Source organism: Pseudonocardia oceani (assembly GCF_019263585.2).
GTDB lineage: Bacteria > Actinomycetota > Actinomycetes > Mycobacteriales > Pseudonocardiaceae > Pseudonocardia > Pseudonocardia oceani.
This window is the reverse complement of the sequence record NZ_JADQDF010000001.1, coordinates 449582-468479: the sequence shown is the minus strand read 5'-3', so window position 1 is coordinate 468479 and position 18898 is coordinate 449582. Positions and strand designations below refer to the sequence as shown.

Below are 18898 nucleotides of genomic sequence, written 5' to 3'. Positions count from 1 at the left end.
CCCTCGACGTCGTCCGGTGGCGGGCCTGTGGGAGCTCGGTCCCTTCGTCCTGATCGAGTCGTGTTCGAGTCGTGATCAGAGTGTCAGCACGTCAGCAGGGCCGCCGCAGCGCCGTCGGAGGCCCGGTGAGTGTGCTTCTCGGTGCTCAGTCCCCGACCGCCGGTCCTGTCGCGCTCCGTGGCCATTGCTCGGCCGAGTACACGATCGGGTTCACTCGCGTGCCCTCACTCGAACACGGCAGTTGCACGGGGTGTTGAGCGCGGAGAGGACAGTATGAGTAGCTGCGGGGTCATGGGTCGGCGCGTGCCGTGGCGAGGGCGCCGAAGCGCGGTCGTGCTGGCCCTCGTCGCCGCCACGCTGGTCTCCGTCGGAACCACTGCCGCGTCCCAGGAGGCCGCCCCGCCGGTCGTGCCCGGCACTCCGTGCACCGCGACCGCCACCGCGTGCGTCGACCTCGTCGGCCTCCGGGCGTGGCTCTTCCAGGACGGTCAGGTCCTGCGGGGTCCGGTGCCGATCAGCATCGGAGCCGGCGGCGAGGCGCGCACGCCCGCTGGACGGTTCCGGGTCGAGTGGAAGAACAGGGACCACGTCAGCGGCGAGTCGGGCGGGCCGATGCCGTTCGCGGTGTTCTTCGCGCCCGGCGGCATCGCATTCCACGAAGGCAACCTGCAGACCAAGTCCGCAGGCTGCGTGCGGTTGTCGCGCGACGAGGCCTCGGCGTTCTTCGACCACCTCCAAGTGGGGGATGAAGTCCAGGTGCACGACGATCCCGCACCCGCGTAACGCCTGCTAGAGTGCGTCTCATGCACAAACGTGCATGAGACGTCCCGCGGAGGCGAGTGGTATGGGGCAAGGTCACGGGCACGGCATCGCGACATCGGGCGGTCGGCATCGTCGCCCGCTGTTGATCGCCTTCGGGCTCACGGCCGGGTACATGGTCGTCGAGCTGGTGGCCGGACTGGTGCTCGGATCGCTGGCGCTGCTGTCGGACGCCGCGCACATGGGGACCGACGTGCTCGGTCTGGGCATGGCGCTGGCAGCGATCACCCTGGCGTCACGGCCTGCCACCTCCCAGCGGACCTACGGCACCTACCGCCTGGAAGTGCTCGCGGCCCTGGCCAACGGTCTGCTGCTGTTCGGTGTCGCCGGCTACGTCCTCTACGAAGCCGTGCAGCGGTTCTCCGATCCGCCGGACGTGCCCGGGGTCCCGCTGCTGGTGGTCGCGGTCATCGGCATGGTCGTGAACCTGATCAGCTTCCGGCTGCTGGCCGCCGGGTCGAAGGAGAGCATCAACCTCCGCGGCGCCTACCTGGAGGTGCTGGGCGACCTCCTCGGCTCGGCCGGAGTGATCGTGGCTGCGATCGTGATCTACACGACGGGCTGGCCGTACGCCGATCCGATCGTCGGCGCCGCGATCGGTCTGTTCATCCTGCCGCGGACCTGGACGCTCACCGCCCAGGCGCTGCGCATCCTCATGCAGGTCGCGCCACCCGGTATGGACGTCGACGAGGTCCGGCGTCGCATCATCGAGCTGCCCGACGTCGTGGACGTGCACGACCTGCACGTGTGGACGCTGACCTCGGGCCTGGAGAACGCCACCGGGCACGTGGTCGTGGCCGACGGAGCCGACTACCACGACGTCCTCGACCGGGTGCTGGCCCTGCTGGCCGACGACTACGGCATCACGCACGTCACCGTCCAGTGCGAACCGGCCCACCACGAGGAGAGCGACACACCGATCTGACCCGCCTGCATCTCAGCCTGGCGACTCGGCTGGTCGTCGACGCCACCAGGTTGCCGGACCTTGCCGTCGATCAGGCAAAGGTTCGCCTGGTCGGTCTGGCGGGGGTCTGCTGTTGGCTGGTTGTGGGCGGACGGGTCTCCGACCAGGTCGGGCGAGAACGGGTCGGGGCGCGGGCGGGACCGGGACCTGCCCACGTCCTACAGCCCATACGGTAGGACGCCGCACAGCAGGAAGCCGAGCACGACGGGCCCGGCGAGCAGCGCGACGGATCCAGCGGTGAGCAGTACTCGCGTCCACAGGAGCGCGCCGCGACTTGGGCGCAACAGGAGCCGCTCTGCGCGTCGGACCACGCTGGTGGCGGCGGCGGCCAGGGCCGCCCCCGGGATGCTGACTGGTGCGGTGAGCGCCAGCAGGGCGCTGACGAGGTGTCGGGCGTCGCGGTCGCGGATCGCCGCGTCGTCCGCACACATCTCTACCAGCCGGGCGAGCTCGCGGTAACCCGCCGTGAACAGCGGTATCCGGGGCATGACCCGGGCCAGCGCGCTGCTGAGGCCACGAACGAGATGGTGGCGGCCCGTCAGGTGAGCCCGCTCGTGCGCCAGGACGACGGCGAGCTGGTTCTCGTCGAGGGCGCTGAGCGCAGGGCGACTCACGACGATCGTGGGCGTACGTCCGGCGATCGCGTAGACGACCCTCTCCGGCACGTCCAGGACCACCGCGCCCAGCGCGTCGTCGTGCCGTCCGAGCAACCGGGCGGCGTCGGCGTGGCGGTGCGTGCGAGCGCGGAACCGCAGCAGAGCGCGGCTCAGTCCGAACGCGGTACCGAGGGCCCCGGCGACCAGAACGACCGCCAACCCGACCGCCAGCCACTGACCGACGGTGCCGTGGGCGCCGAGCGCCGCGGCGCAGAACGAGGCGACGCACCGGTCGACGACGTGCCGGACGTCAGGGGACAGGAATACTTCTATCGCCACCTGGAGCACCGCGACCACCCACGCGAACAGGACACCGAGCAGAGCCGCCAACCAGACCGTCACTCCGAGTCTCGGCACCCGATCGAGGTGTCTGCGGTGCACGAGGACGCGTGGCGCTAGGACCGCCACGACGATCCCGTAGCCGATCAGGCAGACCGCAGCTTCGAGTCCGCCGAACCCGCGCATCACGACCTCCTCCGCCTCGGTACACGCTAGCCGTCGACGTGTACTGGTCGCGACGCGATCAGATGCTGTTCGACTACGCCATGCCGTCCTCGTCCATCTGGGCCAGCAGCTCGGCGAGGCGGCGGGTGTCGGCCGTGTCCATGTGCTGTACGAAGTGGGTCAGGATCGTGTGCGGGTCCCCACCGCTCCGCAGGGCAACGCTCATGAGGTCGGCGCAGTGCTGCACCCTGCTCGCAGTGGCTCGGTACCGGTGCGTGCGGCCCTCGCGCCGTCGTGTGAGCCGTCCCTTGCGGTACAGGTTGTGAACGACGCTCATCACCGTCGTGTAGGCGATGTCGCCCTCGGCTTCAAGGCGTTCGTGCACCTCCGGCACCGTAGCGCCCTCGGACGACGTCCAGATCTGCTCCATGATGGCGACCTCGAGCTCACCGAACCCGCGCACACGTCCCCCCTCCCATCGCGACTTCGCAGACTAGCCCGTCGTTGCGATGGCGGCAGCGACCTCCTCGAAGTCGCGGAACCAGCGGATCGGTGACGCGCACGGCCGAGCAGCCCGGGCGAACAACCGGCTGATGGAAACTCTGCGGGTGTCCCCAGGGCTGCCTGCACGGCGTTGCCGAGTTCGCGAAGCGAGGCCCAGCACGGGTTGAGCTCGTCGGCCATCGCCAGGCCGACCGCGGGCGTTGCTCGGCTGTTGTGCGTGCCGTTCAGCCAGGACCGGCCTCGTTTCGGCGGACGCACCGGTGTAGGCGTCGGGTCGTGGCCGAAAGCGACGAAGGCCGGCGACGGTGAGCACGACGATCAGTGGTGGCGTAGCCGACGATAGGCCGCGCAGCCACGCGACGAACTCGCGCCAGGCCCGGTCACCAGCAGGATGAGCATGACGCCGCCAGCGATCTGCATCCTCGAAGGCGTCGGTGCAACCATGCGGCAGTGCGTACGGCCCAGCCGGTGTCAGGGCGTTCGAGGAGGAACGGCACGCCAAGTTCGGCGCAACAGGCAGGCACCAGCACGATCCCGCCGGCGATCGCGGGGCCGACCTGAGTGCCGGCCGGTACGGTGATCACGTCTTAAGACGGCTGGTTTGACCATTGACCGGCGTCTGCTGCGTACAGCGGGGTTGAGGTTCAGATGCTGACGCCGGAACCGCCACGTCGGAACCGATGGTGTCGGGTTTGCCGGTGAGTTCGCCGAGGTCGATCTTTTTGGATTGGCGCTCGCCCGGGGGGCGATCTGTCTGAACTGCGCGCGGTTCGTGAAGCGGCGGGCGGTGGCCAGGCGCGACGAGCATCGTCGGACACTCTCGGCGCTCGCGCGGTGGTCTGCAGTGGGTGCGGAACTGGGTGATCAGCAACGGTGGCACAGCCGCAGGTGCACCCGCCAACCCGCGGGCCCGTGGTCCGGCGGACCGTGCACCTACTATGCTGCGTAGAAGCGAGGCGGCCCATCCGGGGATTCCGGGTGCAGTTCGCTGACTCGCCCGGTGCGGCACCGCCCATTGCTGGGCATCGACCTGACGCCGGGTCCGGGGTCCGCCTGCCGAGTGCGAGGAGGGCAGCGCGATGAGGCAGGTCCCCGACATCGCGTCACCCGACACGCACACCGCGGCTTTCGCGGCGGCAACAACCTTGCTGGTTGCGTTGGCTGCTGGTGCTGTGGCCGGGAGCCACCCGCTGCACACAGCAACTCTGGGTGCGGCGGCATTCGCACTGGGGCTGATGCGCCTGACGCGGCCAGGCCGACATCGGGGCCCCTTCGCCGCGGCCAGCGGCATGCTGGTCAGCGAGCCTGTCGTGCATGCCGCGATGACCGTGCTCCCGTACGGGACCGAGCACTCCGGCGACCGCGCGATGCTCCCGCTCCAGATGGTGCTGGCCGTGCTCATCATCGCCGGGGTCGCTGGGGCGGAGTCGCTGTGCTTGCTGGCTCGTGCGTTGTGGCGAGCGCTTCGGCTTCCGCGGCGCCCTCTCCCGGTCCCCGCGCGACCGACGCAGCCGTTCGCCGCCGCTCTCGCAGCAGCCGTACCTGGACCCGTGGCCTGCCAATTTCGTCGCCGTGGACCTCCGTCGAGGCTGGCCGTCGCCTGACGCGACCGCACGTGCTGCCCAGGGGGTCGGACCACAGGCCGGTGCAGGTTCCCACGCGTCCCGCTCGACGCCGTTCGCCTCGTCGTCCGACAGCCATGCCCAGGTCGCCGTACTCGGAGTAGCCGTGCACCTTCACTGTGTGACAGACCTCCAAGCAGTTCCATGCGCCCGCAGGGCTCGACGGTGAGGACCCCGGAGGCGGTGCTGGTGTTCGTCGGGATACCGCTGGCCATCGTCGGGGTCATCGCAGCGGCCGTCTTCGCCGCTGCACCGCGTCGTGCGGCACGGCGATTCGAGCCGCCGGTCGGCATCGCAGCTGAACAGGTGCCCTGCAACGTGCGGCACGCCGACGACGGCCGGGAGATGCACGATTCCTCTGATGAGCCCCTCCGGACCGCGACGCGCGCGTGCTGGACAGTGCGGTGTGCCGACTGCGACATCAGGTACTCCGAGGGCTTGTACCCTGTGCATTTCTACGGCCCGGTCCAAGGAATCTCGGTCACAGCCGCGCACGGTTGGCGGCTCGCCGGCGCCAGGATGCGATGCCCGAAATGCGCTTGATGGGCCGTCGTTCGCATGTGTCTTTCGTTCCGTTCACTGCCCATGCAGCTGATCCGTCGGTGAGGAAGTGGTCGGTCGCCGGCCACGATTCTGCTGAGTTCCGACTGAGCTGCGTGCCTTCCCCGATGGCTTCGCCGGGTCGCCGCCGTGAGTCGTTGGCGACTTCGAACGAGGCGATCTCCTTCAATTCCTACTCCGGACCAGCTGCAGGCTCCGATCACTCGGGCGACGATCGCCTGGAAAACATGAAGGGTGCACGAAGGGCATCAGAATCGACGCCACGAGGCACTGCACCTGGTGGCCGAGAAACGCAGCTTCCAAGGAGCTGCTCAGCCATCCCTCTTGCTCCTGCCGTCGCCGGAGCCGAATGTGAGGAGGAATAGATCATGGTCAGTGGAAAGCAGAGCAAGCGAACCCGCCGGGACCGGGCCAGGACCTCGCTCGTGACCGGCCGGTCCACTCCATGGGGGACGATCGCCGCCGTCCTGGTGGTGGTTCTGTTCGCGAGCGGCGTCTTCGGCTACGCCCTCGTGGAATCCCAGGCCGGCAACGCGCGTGCCGAGGCGCTCGCCGCCTTCACTCCGTCGGCGGCCAACCAGGATCCCTCGACCCAGATCCCGGGAGTCTCCGAGCAGACCTACGAGGGCGGCCAGCACGTCGGTCCAACCGAACAGGTGGCCTACACTCAATCCCCACCGACCGGTGGCGCGCATGACCAGGCGTGGGCCGCTTGCTCCGGCGTGGTCTACGACCAGCCGGTGCGTAGCGAGAACCTGGTGCACTCGATGGAGCACGGTGCGGTGTGGATCGCCTACAACCCCGACCAGCTCGTCGGTGCCACCCTCGAGCAGCTCGCCGACCGTGTTCAGGACCGGCCGTACATGGCGCTGTCACCGTACCCGGGTCTCGACCAACCGATCGCGTTGCAGTCCTGGGGGCATCAGCTCAAGCTCGCCGACGCCGCCGACCCCCGTATCGACCAGTTCGTGGCCGCGCTTCGCGCCAACCCGAACACCCACCCCGAAAACGGGGCCAGCTGTGACGCGCTGGGGCCCGGCCAGTTCGATCAGGACGCTCCACCGCCCTACCAGCCTGCTCCACCGGCCTCAGCGGCCGGGCAACCCGGCGTCCGGGCCGAGTCCGAGACCGCGGAAGACGAGCCCATCGGAGGCGGATCATGACCGGCCGGACACCTGCCGACAGCGCTGACACCCGCGCCGCCACAGCAGTAGACGTATCGTCGATCGAATCGGCCGGGCCGGCGCACTGGGCCCGGAGGGTGATCGCAGCGGGTGCGGTGCTGGCGCTGTTGCTGCTGGCGGCAACCGGAGGCCTGCTCCTCGGGCGCTCCGGCGCTGAGGAGACGGGAGTGCCGGACGCGGACTCGGTCGACATCGGGTTCGCCCAGGACATGAGCGTGCATCACCGCAACGCTGTGCAGATGGCCAGCTGGGCGCGCGATAACAGCGGCGATCCGACCGTCCGCACCCTCGCGTTCGACATCGAGTCCGGCCAGACCGCCCAGATCGGCCAGATGCAGGGCTGGCTCGCCTTGTGGGACGCAGCGGCGTTTCCGGTCAACGGGTACATGCGGTGGATGTCGGACATGAGCGCAGAGCTCGGCATGGGCCACACCACAGACGGCATGGCGCAGATGCCGGGGATGGCTTCGACCGAGGATCTCGCCCGGCTCAGGGCGAGCACCGGACCAGCCGCCGATGTGCTGTTCCTGCAGTTGATGCTGCGTCATCACGAAGGCGGCGCCGGGATGTTGCGCTACGCCGCCGAGCGGGCTGGGCGGCAGCAGGTGCGGAACCTGGCCGCCCAGATGCTCACCGCCCAGACCGCAGAAAGTCAGTCCATCCGTCAGATGCTCGCCGAGCGGGGCGCAGCCCCGCTGCCGGGCTGATGCTCCTCGACGCCTTGCCCGAGGGTTTCGGGTCCGCCTCCGGTGTCGTCTTCGGTGTCAACCAACATCTGGGGCGGCGACATCTGTCGGCAGCGTGGCTGTCTCGCAAGTCAGGCACGGCCGTCGGTGGCAGCGCGCTGGCTCCCGCGCGCTCTTGGAGGCGCTCGCGGCGCGGAGCCCTGTCATCCATCAGCACGACCCGATCCGCCACCGGCGCCGCAACCTCGGCGGACGGCGAACGTCGAGCACAGCGGACGATCACCGGTGCTACCTCAGTCACATCCGATGACGGCCTACCGGCATCACCGACACAAGACAGGGTGACCAGTGAGCGCACAGCCCTTCCCCCCGATCGACGGACGGGCGTCCCTCCCCAAGGCGTCTGCGCCCGTTGCGCCGCGGTGGCACGCACGCTTCGGCGGCCCGCCGCGTCGCACGGTGCTGCTGGGTCTCACGGGTTCGGTGCTGCTGGTCCTGGGTGGGCTCGGTGCGGGCGGGGTACTGGTTCGGGATCCCGTGCTGACGAACTCAGTGCTGGGCTTCTGGCGCTACGGGCACGGCCGCGAGATGGCGACGGCGCTGGTGTACCTCGGCGTCGGGCTCCTGGTGTGGGCGTGGGTGCGGCTGGGGCGTGACGTCCTTGCGGATCGGGTGAGCGGGCGCGTGGTGGTGAGCACCGCGGCGGTGTGGCTCGCACCGATGCTGGTGGCGCCGCCGCTGTTCACCCGCGACGTCTTCAGCTACCTCGCCCAGGGAACGCTGCCGCTGCGCGGCCACGATCCCTACCAGGTCGGCCCCGATGTTCTGGGGGATGTGCTCAGCGAGAACGTGCACTACTTCTGGCAGGACACCCCGGCCCCCTACGGGCCGCTGTTCATCCTCCTCGCGAAAGGGATGGCCTGGCTGTTCTCCGCCACCGGACAGAGCATGATCGTCGGCGTCGTCGGGTGGAGATTGCTCCTGCTGTCCGGATTGCTGCTGTTGGTGTGGGCGCTGCCCGAGCTCACCCGGCGCCTGGGCGGGCGGGTGCCGGTAGCGCTGTGGGTTGCGGTGGCGAATCCCGTCACGGTGATCCACTTGGTCGGCGGGATCCACAATGACCTGCTGGTCGTCGGACTGCTGGCCGCGGGCAGCTTGTTCGCGCTGCGCGGGCGGCATGTCACCGCGATCGCGCTCGTGACGTGCGCGATGGCGGTCAAGGCCACCGCAGGGGTGGCGCTGCCGTTCCTCGTGCTCGTGTGGGCGGCCCGGCTCCCGGGTTCGTCGCGGGTCCGGCTCGCGAAGGCGACTGCGGCAGGGCTCGGCGTATTCGGTGTCGTGTTCGCGTTCTGGACCCTCGTCGCGGGGTTCGGGCTGGGCTGGCTGCCCGCCCTGTCCGCGCCGTCGATGATCGTGAACTGGTTGTCGATGCCGACCGCTGCCGGCGAGCTCGCGTTCACCGCCGTCAACCTCGTCGCCGAGGTCGACAAGCAGCCGTTCGTGAACGTGGCGCGGATCCTCGGCGCGGCGGTGCTGCTGGTGATCGCTGTCCGGCAGTGGTGGGCGGCCCGAGATGGAGGGCCCAACGCCGTCCGCCAGGCTGGCGTCGTGCTGCTCGCTGTCGCCGTGCTGTCGCCGACGATGCTGCCGTGGTACGTGAGCTGGGGCATGGCGCTGTTGGCGATGACGGCCTGGACGCCGCGCGGACTCGCGTACGTGGTGTTCGGCTCGGTGTGGCTGCTCGTCGTCTACTACCCCGACGGGGAGACCGCGCTGTACAACTGGCCCTACCTGGCGGTGTGCGCGCTGCTCGCCGGCTTGGCGGCGGTCTCGCTGCTGCGGCCGGACCCGCTGCACCTGGCCGCTGCAGCCCGCGCGCCCGCTTCGCCACGTCGAGAGCCCGCAAGGACGCGCCGTTCGCGACCGCCGCTGTGAGCGGTGCCGAGCACCCGGCGGCTGATTCTCCGGAGCGATCGCCACACCCGCTGGGGAGCCGGGGTAGATCTTCCCGGCCGACACCAGGGCAGGTCCGGGCACCCACGGACCGCTGGCCCGGATCCCGGTGATCGTGAGCGAGTGGTGTCGCTGGTCGTCGAGCGCCGGGTCGAGCGGTGGCTGCGACCGCCTACGAGGGCGAGCCTCGACCTCGGATGCGGAGGCTGCTACCCGACCGCAGGGGTGTCGCTGTGCACCTGGACCTCGTCACCCACCTGGAGGTGGTCGAAGAACGCCGCCGCGTTGGCGCGTTCCATGCGGATGCACCCTGCGGAGCTGGTCTGCAGGCTGCCCTCGTGGAACGCGATGCCGCCGGGGGCGAAGAACACCGAATAGGGCATGGGCGTCCCGTACTCGCGGCTCACCCAGTCCTTGGCCTTCCATTCCACGGCGTACCGGCCGGGTGGGGTGGGGTCGAACTCGTCGCCGATGCTGATCGGGACCGGTCCGCGCAGGATCCGGCCGTCCTGGAACAGCCAGGCCTGCAGCCCGATCAGATCCGCGCAGGCCCTGGCTGACACGGTGCACGGGGTGCCCGGTACGAGCGGCGTGGGCACGGGAGGCCCGGGTATCGGCCCGGCGAGCGCTACCGAACCTGCCGACAGCAGCATCGCCACGACCAGCCCGACCATGGCAGCCCGATGGCGGAGCCGGCTGAGCGAGCGCATGGAACTCCTCCTCATGGTGTCAACCGGATAACCCTGCGGAGCCGATGAAGGTGATGGCCGAAAGGTCAACTCGGCCGTGGCGAATCTCACCGCGGTCCTCAGCCGTGCCTGGCGTGTCACTCGGCCGGCGGGCCATGACGCCGGCCGGCCAGGGGTGCCGTCACCGGCCTGGTGCCTCCGGCGATAGCGTCGGCTCCGTGGCGGGCACCGTGCGGGACTGGTTCCTTCCCCCTCCGTCGGCTACCCGTGTCGTCGTCGACCCGCGGCACCGGCGGCTGATCCTGACCGAGTTGCTCGTGGTGCTCACCGTGACGACCGGTCTGTCCGCCTTGCGCAGCGCGCTCAACCTCGTCGACGCTGTGCTCTCGCCGACACCGCTGGCGCAGCAGCAGGTGGTGCTCAACGCTCCCGCCGCGGACGTCGAGCTGGTCGATCTGACGCTGCAGCTGGTGCGGGTGCTGCAGCTGGTCGGCTGGGGTGCGCTCGGCGCCTACCTGCTGCTGCGTGCCGGGTTCGCGCTGCGGTCGGTGGGGCTGGACGCCGCCCGTCCCGGCCGCGATCTGGGCGGGGCGATGGGGCTCGCCGCTATGATCGGGGTGCCGGGTCTCGGCCTGTACCTGATCGCCCGGGCCGCCGGTCTGAGTGCGACGATCGCGCCGACGACGCTGGGCGGTACCTGGTGGGAGCTGCCGGTGCTGGTCGCCGCGTCGGCGGCGAACGCGTGGGCCGAGGAGGTCGTCGAGGTCGGCTACCTGCTGACCCGGCTGCGCCAGCTCGGGTGGTCGGCCAACCGTGCCGCGCTGGCCTCGGCGTTCCTGCGCGGTTGCTACCACCTCTACCAGGGCGCGAGTGGGTTCGTCGGCAACCTGGTGATGGGGCTGGTCTTCGCAAGGGTCTGGCAGCGCACCAATCGGCTGTGGATGCTCGTCGGCGCGCACACGTTGATCAACGTGGTGGCGTTCCTGGGTTACGCCCTGCTGGCCGGTAAGGTCGGCTGGCTGTAGCGCGGGTCAGGGCTGCGCGCGGCTCGCCCGCCGCAGCGCGAGGGCTGCGAACCGGACGGTGAGCGCATCGACGAGGAAACCGCCGATGCCCCACGGGTCGACGGGATCGGCGACGGGGTCACCGACACCGATCAGCGGCAGGATCAGCGGCAGCGCGAACGCACCGACCCCGACTACCCCGGCCACGGCGGCGACGAGCAGCAGCTCGGGGCGGGGCTCCGCGAGCATCGCAGCGGCACCGGCGAACGCCACCGCGGCGAGGACGAACCCCAGAGCGGCCGCGCCTGCGGCGCCGAGCGCGATCCACAGGTGCACCGCGCCGGCGGCGGTCCAGGTGACGGCCACGACGGTGGCGCTGCCGCGCGGGACGGGGGGCAGGGTCGACATCTCACTCCAGAGCTCGCATCAGGGGGCGGCGAGGTTGCTCCGCACGACCTGCGCCACCTCGTCGGGGGTGCGCAGCACGACCGGGCCCACCCGCCGCAGCGACCCGTCGGCCCGCAGCACGTAGCTGGTGGGGATGGCGAGCGGAACCTGCAGGGCGGCCCACAACTCGCCGTCGGTGTCGACGACCGAGGGGTAGCGGGCACCGAGCTCGTCGAGCAGGCTCAACGCCGCCCTGGCGTCGTCGCGGACGTCGATGCCGATCACGGGTACCGCGTCGGCACGGTTCGCGTAGGCGTCCAGGGCCGGGATCTCCGCGCGACACGGCCCGCACCACGACGCCCACACGTTGAGCAGCGCGGGCTGGCCGGCCAGGGCGGCGGCCAGGTCGACCTCGTTCGGACCGCCCAGACAGGGTACGACGATGCCGGCCAGCGGCCCGGCGGGCGGCGGCCCGCCTGGCTGTGGGGTGGGGCAGGGCCGCAGGTCCGCGGCGGCCCGCAGCGTGTCGATCTCGGGTCCGGCGGGGGCGGCCATCGTCCCCGCGCCGTCCACCGACCACGGAGTGGCAGCGCCGGCGGGCTGGGCATCTGACCGGGGCCACAGCGCGAACACCCCCGCCACTGCGAGCACCACGACCACGAGCGTCGTGCGCAGCTCCGGGGACCGCAACAGCGTGCGCATCAGCCGCCCCCGACCAGCGGGGCCCCCGGCGCGGGCTGGACCGGCCCACCGGACCGCGTCCCCGGGCGCTGCCCCGCGAGCACCGCGTCCAACGCCCCTGCCAGCAGTGGCAGCGTGGTCGCTCCGGTGATCTTGGAGACGATCATGCCGTCTCGGTCGATGACGAACGTCTCGGGCACGCCGAACAGCCCGAACTCCAGCGCCGCCCGGGAACCGGTGTCGGTGACGTAGCGGTAGTTGTCGCCGCCGCGGCCCAGCTCGTCGAGGAATCCGGTCGCGCCCGAGACGGTGTCCTGGTAGTCGATGCCGACGAAGACGACCCCGGCGTCGCGGAACTGGTCGGCCGCCCCGACCAGAGCGGCGTGTTCCTCCCGGCAGGCCACACACCACGACGCCCAGAAGTTGACGACGACGACCTGCCCGCGCAGCTCCGCCAGCGACAGCTCGCCCGGGGTCTCCAACAGGGGCAGGGTCAGCTCGGGTGCGGGGCGGCCGATCAGCGGGCTGTCGACGAGCGTGGGGTCGCTGCCGAGCTGCGAGCCGAACACCGCGCCGGTGCCGATCGCCACCAGTGCCACCAGCACGGCGGCGACCCGGAACAGCCGCCGCCGCCCGGACGGCGCCAGCACATCGTCGATACCGGTCGGGTCGCTCATCCGGTGCCGGCCGCGCGTCGTTCGGCCTCCGCGGTGAGCTCGTCGACCTGCGCGGCGGTCTCGGGATCGAGCGCGCGGCCCTGGAGCACGAGCAGGCTGGTCAGCGCACCGTCCGGGTCGTCGAGGCCGTCGAGCTGGATGTTCGCGCGGTACCAGAGGGCCTCGTCGAGGTTCGGGTCGACGGCCAGGGCCTGCTGTACCGACTCCAGTGCCTCGACGGGCTGGTCGATCCGGAACAGCAGCCAGCCGAGGCGGGCGAGCCCGGCGGCGTTGTCGGGTTCGCGGCGCAGCGCGTCGAGGTAGTGTCGCATCGCGGCCGCGTAGTCCCCTTGGCCGACGTAGCGGTCGGCCAGCGCCAGCCGCATCCCGACGACGTCGGGGTTGGCCGCCACGACCTCCTCCAACTGCTGGTCGGTGACGGCGGTGTTCGGGTCCAACGCCGGTGCGGCGCCGATGCCACGGCCCACGTCCTCGCCGATCTCGTTGCCGGTGACGAAGCCGCCGACCGGGCGGTCGATCACCGATGCGGGTAGCAGGACCAGGGTCACCAGGACGGCGACGACGCCGACGATCGTGTAGGCGAGCCCCCACCCCCGGGGGCGCGGCGGCCGGGCGGGCTCCGGCATGTCCGGGCCGGAGGTCGGGGTGCGGGCGTCCAGGGCGGACAGGGCACGGGCCGCGGTGCCCTCGTAGCGCCGGCGCAGCGGTCGTGCGTCGGCTTCGGTGATCTCGCCCGCGGCGACCTGCTCGTCGAGCTCGACGATGTCGCGCACAGCCTGGTCGGCGAGCTGGCGCAGCTGCAGCTCAAGGGTACTCACGGCTGGTCCTCCCGCCCGGTGGTCGCAGTGCGGGCGCGGGTCACCGCGGCATCGACGCGGGCCCGGTCCGACTCGTCCAGCTCGGGCCCGGCGCCCGCGCGCGGACGGGCCCGGACCCGGGCCGCGATCAGCACCGCCCCCAGCGCCGCGACGACCGGCGGCACCAGCCACAGCGCGAGCGTCACGCCCCGCGTGGGCGGGTCGAGCAGTACCCAGTCCCCGTAGCGGGCCTGGAAGAACGCGACGATCTCGGAGTCGCTGCGGCCCTGCGCCACCTGCTCGGCAACGACCTGCCGCATGGCGACCGCCTGCTCCGAGGGGGAGTCGGCGATCGAGACGCTCTGGCAGACCGGGCACCGCAGGGCCTCCGCGAGATCCTGGGCCCGGTCAGGAGCCGGGCGGGCCGAGGTGAGCAGCGCCACCACCGTGACCGTGAACAGCGCGAGAGTCAGGACGGCGACGGCGAGCGATCTGCGCTTGTCAGACACCGATGTTCACCTCTGTCCGGGGCTCTCCACGTGCCGCAACCGGGTCGGGACGGCGCCGCCCGCCCAGCGCCCAGAAGCCGCCTGCGGCCACGAGCGCACCGGCCACCCACAGCCACACCATGAACGGGTAGCGGAACAGGTTGAGCGTCACCTGCTCGGGCGTCAGAGCGCCGAGCGCGACGTAGATGTCCTGCGCCGGGGTGGACCAGACCGACGGGTTGCCGACGGCCTGGGGCCGGCCGGGGAAGGAGTTGAGCCGCGGTTCCGCGACCCGGACCACCTCGCCCCCCGAGCGCAGCACGATGTGCGCGTCGGTGACCAACCGGTCGGGCTGCTGGTGTTGCTCGCTGATCTCGAAGCTCACCGAGTACCCGGCGAACTCGACGGACTCGCCGCGGTCGAGGGTGACCGTCGTGCGTTCGGCGAGCCCGCCGGACACAGCTATCACCACGGCGGTCAGCGCGACCCCCAGATGAGCCAGCTGCCCGCCCCAGTGGCCGCGCTGCCCGCGGACCAGCCGCAGCAGCCCGGCCGGGGTCCGCGCGGGTGCGGTGACCAGCAGTTGGCGCACCGTGGACGCGGTGATCCCGGCGGCGATGCCGACGATCCCGACCACCCCGGGGGAACGGACACCGACGGCCACGACGGCCACCGAGGCGGCGGCGGCGGCCAGCAGCGGGATCCGCAGCCGCTCCCACAGCACCGCCACGGTCGCCTGCCGGTACGGGGTGACCGGGCCGACGCCCATCGCGAGCAGCAGCGCGAAACCCAGCGGCACCGCCATCCGGTCGAAGAACGGCCGCCCGACCGACATCTGCTGCCCGGTCAGGGCCTCGACGAGGATCGGGTAGGTGGTGCCGAGCAGCACGACGAAGGCGAACAGGCTCAGCAGCAGGTTGTTGATCAGGAACATGCCTTCGCGGCTGGCCAGCGACTCCGGCCGCGACAACGATGCGACGCGCTCGGCGCGCAGCGCGATCAGCGTGAACCCGAAGACCACGACGACGCCGAAGAACGCCAGCAGTGCCGGTCCGATCGGGGACTGGCTGAAGCTGTGCACCGACACCACGACCGAGGAGCGGGTGAGGAAGGTGCCCAGGATGGTCAGCGCGAACGTGGCGAGGACCAGTACGAAGTTCCAGGCCTGCAGCATCCCGCGCCGGACCTGGACGACCGAGGAGTGGATGAACGCGGTGGCGACCAGCCACGGGATCAGTGCGGCGTTCTCCACCGGGTCCCAGGCCCAGTACCCGCCCCAGCCGAGTACCTCGTAGGACCACCAGCCACCGAGCACCAACCCGCCGGTGAGGAAGCTCCAGGCCACCAGGTTGGCCCGCCGGGTGCGGCGCAGCCAGTCGACACCGCCCTCGCGCAGCAGCAGCGCCGACATCGCGAACGCGAACGGCACGGTGAACCCGACGTAGCCTAGGTAGAGCATCGGCGGGTGCAGGGCGATGAGGAAGTTGTCGGCCAGGATCGGGTTGGGCCCGGGCCCATCGGCGGGCGGGTTCGCGAGGATCTCGAACGGGTTCGCGGCCAGCAGGATCATCGCGAAGAAGAACGCCGCGACCAGACCCAGCAGCCCCAGTGCGCCGGTGCCGAGGCGATCGGAGGTGTCGGGCACCCCGCGCGCCACGACGGCCGTGTAGCCGGCGAGCACCAGCGCCCACAGCACCAGGCTGCCGTCCAGGGCGGCCCACGCGCTGGTGATGGTGAACAGCAGCGGGGTGGCCCGGGAGTGGGTCTCGGCCACGTAGGACATCGCGAAGTTGTCGGTCAGCAGCGCGACCTCGAGCGCGGCCATCGCGAGCACCGCGCCGCCGAGCATGCACCACACGCCCGCCTGCAACTGCCGGCGGCGCACCGCGTCGGGGCGGCGCTGCGCGCGCAGGCCCAGAACGCCGAGCACGATCGAGCCGGCCAGGCCGAGCATCGCGCCCGCCCATCCGGCGCCCGGGACCAGTGTCGTCACGTCGTGCCCTGCTCGGCGGGTCGGTAGTTCTCGTCGTGCTTGACCTTCATGGTGTCGGAGGTGAACGTCCCCGCCCGCCAGGAACCCTCCAGGACGACGCCGATCCCGGAGCCGAACAGCTGGGCCGGCGCGCCTTCGAAGATCACCGGGACCTCCACGCCCGCGGGCCCGATGTCGGAGCTGACGGTGAACGACACGCCCTGCGGGATGGTCGCCACGCTTCCCTCGACGACGAGCCCGCCGAGCTGGAACCGGCGTCCGTCCGGATAGTCCGCCTGGCGGGCCACGGCCTCGTCGGGGGTGAGGTAGTACACCAGGTTGCGGTTGAGGTTGCCGAACACGAGCATCCCGACCAGCACCGCCACCGCGCCCAGCGCGACGAGCGCGAGCAGCCGGTAGCGGTTGACGACCCCGCGCGGGGCCGTGCCCGACGCGGTCATGTCCGGCCACCTGCTCGACGTCGCAACGCGGCGGCTCGGCACGCCAGCACGAGGAGGTAGCCCGTCACGGCGACGGCGGTCGTGCCGTAGCCGAGGATCACCCACGCCCACTCAGACATCGGTCTTCTCCGATCCGGTGGTGCTCAGCATCGGCGCGGCCACCGCGTTCCCGGCGAGCGGTTCGTCGTCCCGGGCGTCGTCGAGCGCGTCCTCCACCGCCGCCATCCGGGTCCGTGCGCGCACCATCAACGCGTAGAGCAGGGTGAACACCACGGCGTTCCCGAGCAGCACGAGCAGCATCGAGGGGTCCATGGTCGGGCCGCCGGGCCGGATGACCGAGGGCGGCTGGTGCAGGGTCCGCCACCACACCACGGAGAAGTGCACGAGCGGCACCTGCGCGAACGCCACCACCCCGAACACCGCGGACCGCTTGGCGCGGTCGAGCGGGTCGGGGGTGGCCCGGCGCAGCGCCAGGTAGCCGAGATAGATGAACAGCATCAGCGCCGTGGTGACCAACCGCGCGTCCCAGGTCCACCACACCCCCCAGGTCGGGCGGCCCCAGATCGAGCCCAGCGCGATGGCCAGCGCGGTGAAGAACACCCCGACCTCGGCACTGGCCGCGGCCAGCCGGTCCATCCCCGGGCGGCGCCGCCACAGCCAGCCCAGGCTGGCGGCGAACGTGATCCCGTAGCCGAGGAAGGCCGTCCAGGCGGCGGGCACGTGCACGTACAGCAACCGCACCAGGTCACCCTGGACGACGTCGGGCGGTGACAGCACGGCCGCGGTCACGCCGGCGGCGGCAGCCACGCCGACGACCAGCGGTAACCGGCGACCGAACACCGGGCCGGGTGGAGTGGTCAGTGGTGTCATGCCAGGTCCTCCAGGTAGCGGGCGCACCACGCGGCCAGCAGCGCGGCGACGAGATCGACGGTGGTCACGAGCAGCAGCCACGGCCACGGTGACCGTCCGTAATCGGTGGCCTGCACGACGCCGGTGGCCCCGAGCAGCAGCGGTACCGCGATCGGCGCGACCAGCAGCGGGCCCAGCGTGGTCCGGCCGGCCAGACCGACGGCGAGCGCGTCGGCGAGGGCGCCGAGCACCGCCAATCCGGCGGCAACTAGCACGAACACCGGCAGCAGCCACGGCCAGCCGGTGAGGTCGGGGTCGTAGAGCAGCACCGCCACCGGCGCCAGCACCAGCTGGAACCCCAGCAGCAGCACCCCGTTGGCCAGCGCCCGGCCGGCCAGGCGCACCCGCGGGCTGACCCCGGCCAGCCGCAGCATGGCCAGTTGCGCGGGGCCGTCGACGGCGCTGGCGCGCATCGTCACCAGTACCCCGAACAGCAGCACCACCAGCCAGTACAGGGCCGGGCCCAGCTGGCGCAGCAGCGGGGTGTCGGTACCGACGGCCAGCGGGGCGAGCAGCAGCGCCACCGCGCCGAACGGCGCGGTGACCAGCATCGCCTCCCCGGCCCGGCGTTCCAGGCGCAGGTCCTTGGCGGCCAGTGCCAGGCACTGGGTGAGCGGGGCGACGAGTGGCGTGGTCATTGCGCCACCTCAGGGAGTGCCTGCCCGTCGACGATCCGGACCAGCCGGTCGCACAACCCGGCGAGCCGCTCCGGTTCGTGGGAGACCAGCACGCAGGTCCCGCCGCGCGTCCGTACCTGCCCGACGAGGTGGTCGACCAGGTCGGCGGCGCCGTGGTCCAGGCCCGCGTGCACCTCGTCGAGCAGCAGCAGCGACGGCTCGGTCAGCAGCACCCTGGCCAGGTCGGCGCGCCGCGCCATGCCCTGCGAGCAGCTCTCCGCGCGGCGGGCGGCGGCGCCGGCGAGCCCGACCGCGGCCAGCGCTCGGTCCGCGGCCTCGTCGCTGCGGCCGGTCAGCCGGGCGACGAAGCGCAGGTTCTCGGCCAGGGTGAGCTGCGGGTAGAGCGCCGGGAAATGGCCGACCATGGCGATGCGAGTGCGTATGTCCGTGACACCGGGTCCGCCGAGCTCGTGGCCGAGGACCTCGGCCCGCCCGGCCGAGGGAACGGCCAGGGTGGCGAGCAATCGCAGCAGCGTGGTCTTACCGGATCCGTTGGCCCCGAGCACGCCGAGCACCGCACCGGCGGGCAGCCGCAGGTCCAGGTCGCGCAGCACCGGTGCTCGGTGGACGGTCACCGCCACCCCGTCCAGGCGCACCGCCCAGGCGCCTGCCGCCGCGTCCGCGAGCGCGGCTCGCGCGGTGGAGGGTCCAGTGTGTGCCATGTCGTCCCCGGTTCGGCCCATCGCATGCAGCTTCTACTCTGAGTGTCCCTACTATGACGTGTAGAAGTTCCGGGCGCGCGACCGGGTCGGAGCGCGTATGG

Annotated in this window: 20 protein-coding genes; 6 read left to right on the top strand and 14 right to left on the bottom strand. The window is 71.5% G+C overall.

Annotated features, from left to right (window positions below):
* Nucleotides 1–333 precede the first annotated feature (333 nt).
* Together I4I82_RS02285 and I4I82_RS02280 are read left to right on the top strand one after the other, a co-directional pair.
* Nucleotides 334–783 carry a L,D-transpeptidase gene (locus I4I82_RS02285; protein ID WP_308112758.1) on the top strand — a complete coding sequence of 150 codons (450 nt, stop codon included), beginning with the start codon at nt 334–336 and terminating at the stop codon, nt 781–783.
* A gap of 61 nt (nt 784–844) precedes the next feature.
* Complete coding sequence (locus I4I82_RS02280) at nt 845–1744, top strand: cation diffusion facilitator family transporter (protein ID WP_218595054.1); 900 nt, start codon at nt 845–847, stop codon at nt 1742–1744.
* 197 nt (nt 1745–1941) lie between these two features.
* Here I4I82_RS02280 and I4I82_RS02275 read toward each other — a convergent pair whose 3' ends face one another.
* Together I4I82_RS02275 and I4I82_RS02270 are read right to left on the bottom strand one after the other, a co-directional pair.
* A complete protein-coding gene (locus tag I4I82_RS02275; protein ID WP_218595053.1) occupies nt 1942–2781 on the bottom strand; it encodes a M56 family metallopeptidase in 840 nt (279 codons plus the stop codon).
* Nucleotides 2782–2977: 196 nt separating this feature from the next.
* Complete coding sequence (locus I4I82_RS02270) at nt 2978–3346, bottom strand: BlaI/MecI/CopY family transcriptional regulator (RefSeq protein WP_226369832.1); 369 nt, start codon at nt 3344–3346, stop codon at nt 2978–2980.
* Between the two features lie 2649 nt (nt 3347–5995).
* Between I4I82_RS02270 and I4I82_RS02265 the strand changes: the two genes are divergently transcribed.
* The 3 genes from I4I82_RS02265 to mptB all read left to right on the top strand — a co-directional run bounded on the left by I4I82_RS02265 (nt 5996) and on the right by mptB (nt 9375).
* Nucleotides 5996–6733, top strand: coding sequence for a thioredoxin-like domain-containing protein (locus I4I82_RS02265; protein WP_372451721.1), 738 nt, complete (start codon nt 5996–5998; stop codon nt 6731–6733).
* Nucleotides 6730–7461: a DUF305 domain-containing protein gene (locus I4I82_RS02260; RefSeq protein ID WP_218595050.1), complete on the top strand. Its 732-nt coding sequence runs from the start codon at nt 6730–6732 to the stop codon at nt 7459–7461. The genes I4I82_RS02265 and I4I82_RS02260 overlap by 4 nt, the downstream gene beginning before the upstream one ends.
* Nucleotides 7462–7899: 438 nt before the next feature.
* Nucleotides 7900–9375: a polyprenol phosphomannose-dependent alpha 1,6 mannosyltransferase MptB gene (gene mptB / locus I4I82_RS02255; RefSeq protein ID WP_226369831.1), complete on the top strand. Its 1476-nt coding sequence runs from the start codon at nt 7900–7902 to the stop codon at nt 9373–9375.
* Between the two features lie 227 nt (nt 9376–9602).
* Here mptB and I4I82_RS02250 read toward each other — a convergent pair whose 3' ends face one another.
* Nucleotides 9603–9956: a L,D-transpeptidase gene (locus I4I82_RS02250; protein WP_226369830.1), complete on the bottom strand. Its 354-nt coding sequence runs from the start codon at nt 9954–9956 to the stop codon at nt 9603–9605.
* Nucleotides 9957–10300: 344 nt separating this feature from the next.
* On the opposite strand from I4I82_RS02250, the gene I4I82_RS02245 reads away from it, so the two are divergent.
* On the top strand, nt 10301–11107 hold the full coding sequence (locus I4I82_RS02245; RefSeq protein WP_226369829.1) for a CPBP family intramembrane glutamic endopeptidase: 807 nt from the start codon (nt 10301–10303) through the stop codon (nt 11105–11107).
* 6 nt (nt 11108–11113) lie between these two features.
* On the opposite strand, the gene I4I82_RS02240 is transcribed toward I4I82_RS02245, so the two are convergent.
* The 11 genes from I4I82_RS02240 to I4I82_RS02195 are packed head-to-tail and all read right to left on the bottom strand — an operon-like array spanning nt 11114 to nt 18797.
* Nucleotides 11114–11494 (bottom strand): hypothetical protein, encoded by a 381-nt coding sequence (locus I4I82_RS02240; RefSeq protein ID WP_218595047.1) that lies wholly within the window; start codon nt 11492–11494, stop codon nt 11114–11116.
* An 18-nt stretch (nt 11495–11512) separates the two neighbouring features.
* Entirely contained in the window at nt 11513–12175 is a 663-nt protein-coding gene (locus tag I4I82_RS02235; RefSeq protein WP_218595046.1) for a TlpA family protein disulfide reductase, read from the bottom strand.
* On the bottom strand, nt 12175–12831 hold the full coding sequence (locus tag I4I82_RS02230) for a TlpA family protein disulfide reductase (protein WP_218595045.1): 657 nt from the start codon (nt 12829–12831) through the stop codon (nt 12175–12177). Before I4I82_RS02230 ends, I4I82_RS02235 begins: the two co-directional genes overlap by 1 nt.
* Entirely contained in the window at nt 12828–13649 is an 822-nt protein-coding gene (locus I4I82_RS02225) for a tetratricopeptide repeat protein (RefSeq protein WP_218595044.1), read from the bottom strand. Before I4I82_RS02225 ends, I4I82_RS02230 begins: the two co-directional genes overlap by 4 nt.
* Nucleotides 13646–14137, bottom strand: a complete 492-nt coding sequence (locus I4I82_RS02220; RefSeq protein WP_218595043.1) for a cytochrome c-type biogenesis protein — start codon at nt 14135–14137, stop codon at nt 13646–13648. The genes I4I82_RS02225 and I4I82_RS02220 overlap by 4 nt, the downstream gene beginning before the upstream one ends.
* Complete coding sequence (locus tag I4I82_RS02215; RefSeq protein ID WP_218595042.1) at nt 14130–16109, bottom strand: heme lyase CcmF/NrfE family subunit; 1980 nt, start codon at nt 16107–16109, stop codon at nt 14130–14132. Before I4I82_RS02215 ends, I4I82_RS02220 begins: the two co-directional genes overlap by 8 nt.
* Entirely contained in the window at nt 16106–16549 is a 444-nt protein-coding gene (locus I4I82_RS02210; protein WP_218595041.1) for a cytochrome c maturation protein CcmE, read from the bottom strand. The genes I4I82_RS02215 and I4I82_RS02210 overlap by 4 nt, the downstream gene beginning before the upstream one ends.
* Nucleotides 16546–16668: a hypothetical protein gene (locus tag I4I82_RS34355; protein WP_267460568.1), complete on the bottom strand. Its 123-nt coding sequence runs from the start codon at nt 16666–16668 to the stop codon at nt 16546–16548. Before I4I82_RS34355 ends, I4I82_RS02210 begins: the two co-directional genes overlap by 4 nt.
* A complete protein-coding gene (gene ccsA / locus I4I82_RS02205) occupies nt 16661–17419 on the bottom strand; it encodes a cytochrome c biogenesis protein CcsA (protein ID WP_218595040.1) in 759 nt (252 codons plus the stop codon). Before ccsA ends, I4I82_RS34355 begins: the two co-directional genes overlap by 8 nt.
* Nucleotides 17416–18096 (bottom strand): heme exporter protein CcmB, encoded by a 681-nt coding sequence (locus I4I82_RS02200; RefSeq protein ID WP_218595039.1) that lies wholly within the window; start codon nt 18094–18096, stop codon nt 17416–17418. The genes ccsA and I4I82_RS02200 overlap by 4 nt, the downstream gene beginning before the upstream one ends.
* A complete protein-coding gene (locus tag I4I82_RS02195) occupies nt 18093–18797 on the bottom strand; it encodes an ABC transporter ATP-binding protein (RefSeq protein ID WP_218595038.1) in 705 nt (234 codons plus the stop codon). Before I4I82_RS02195 ends, I4I82_RS02200 begins: the two co-directional genes overlap by 4 nt.
* Between the last annotated feature and the right edge of the window lie 101 nt (nt 18798–18898).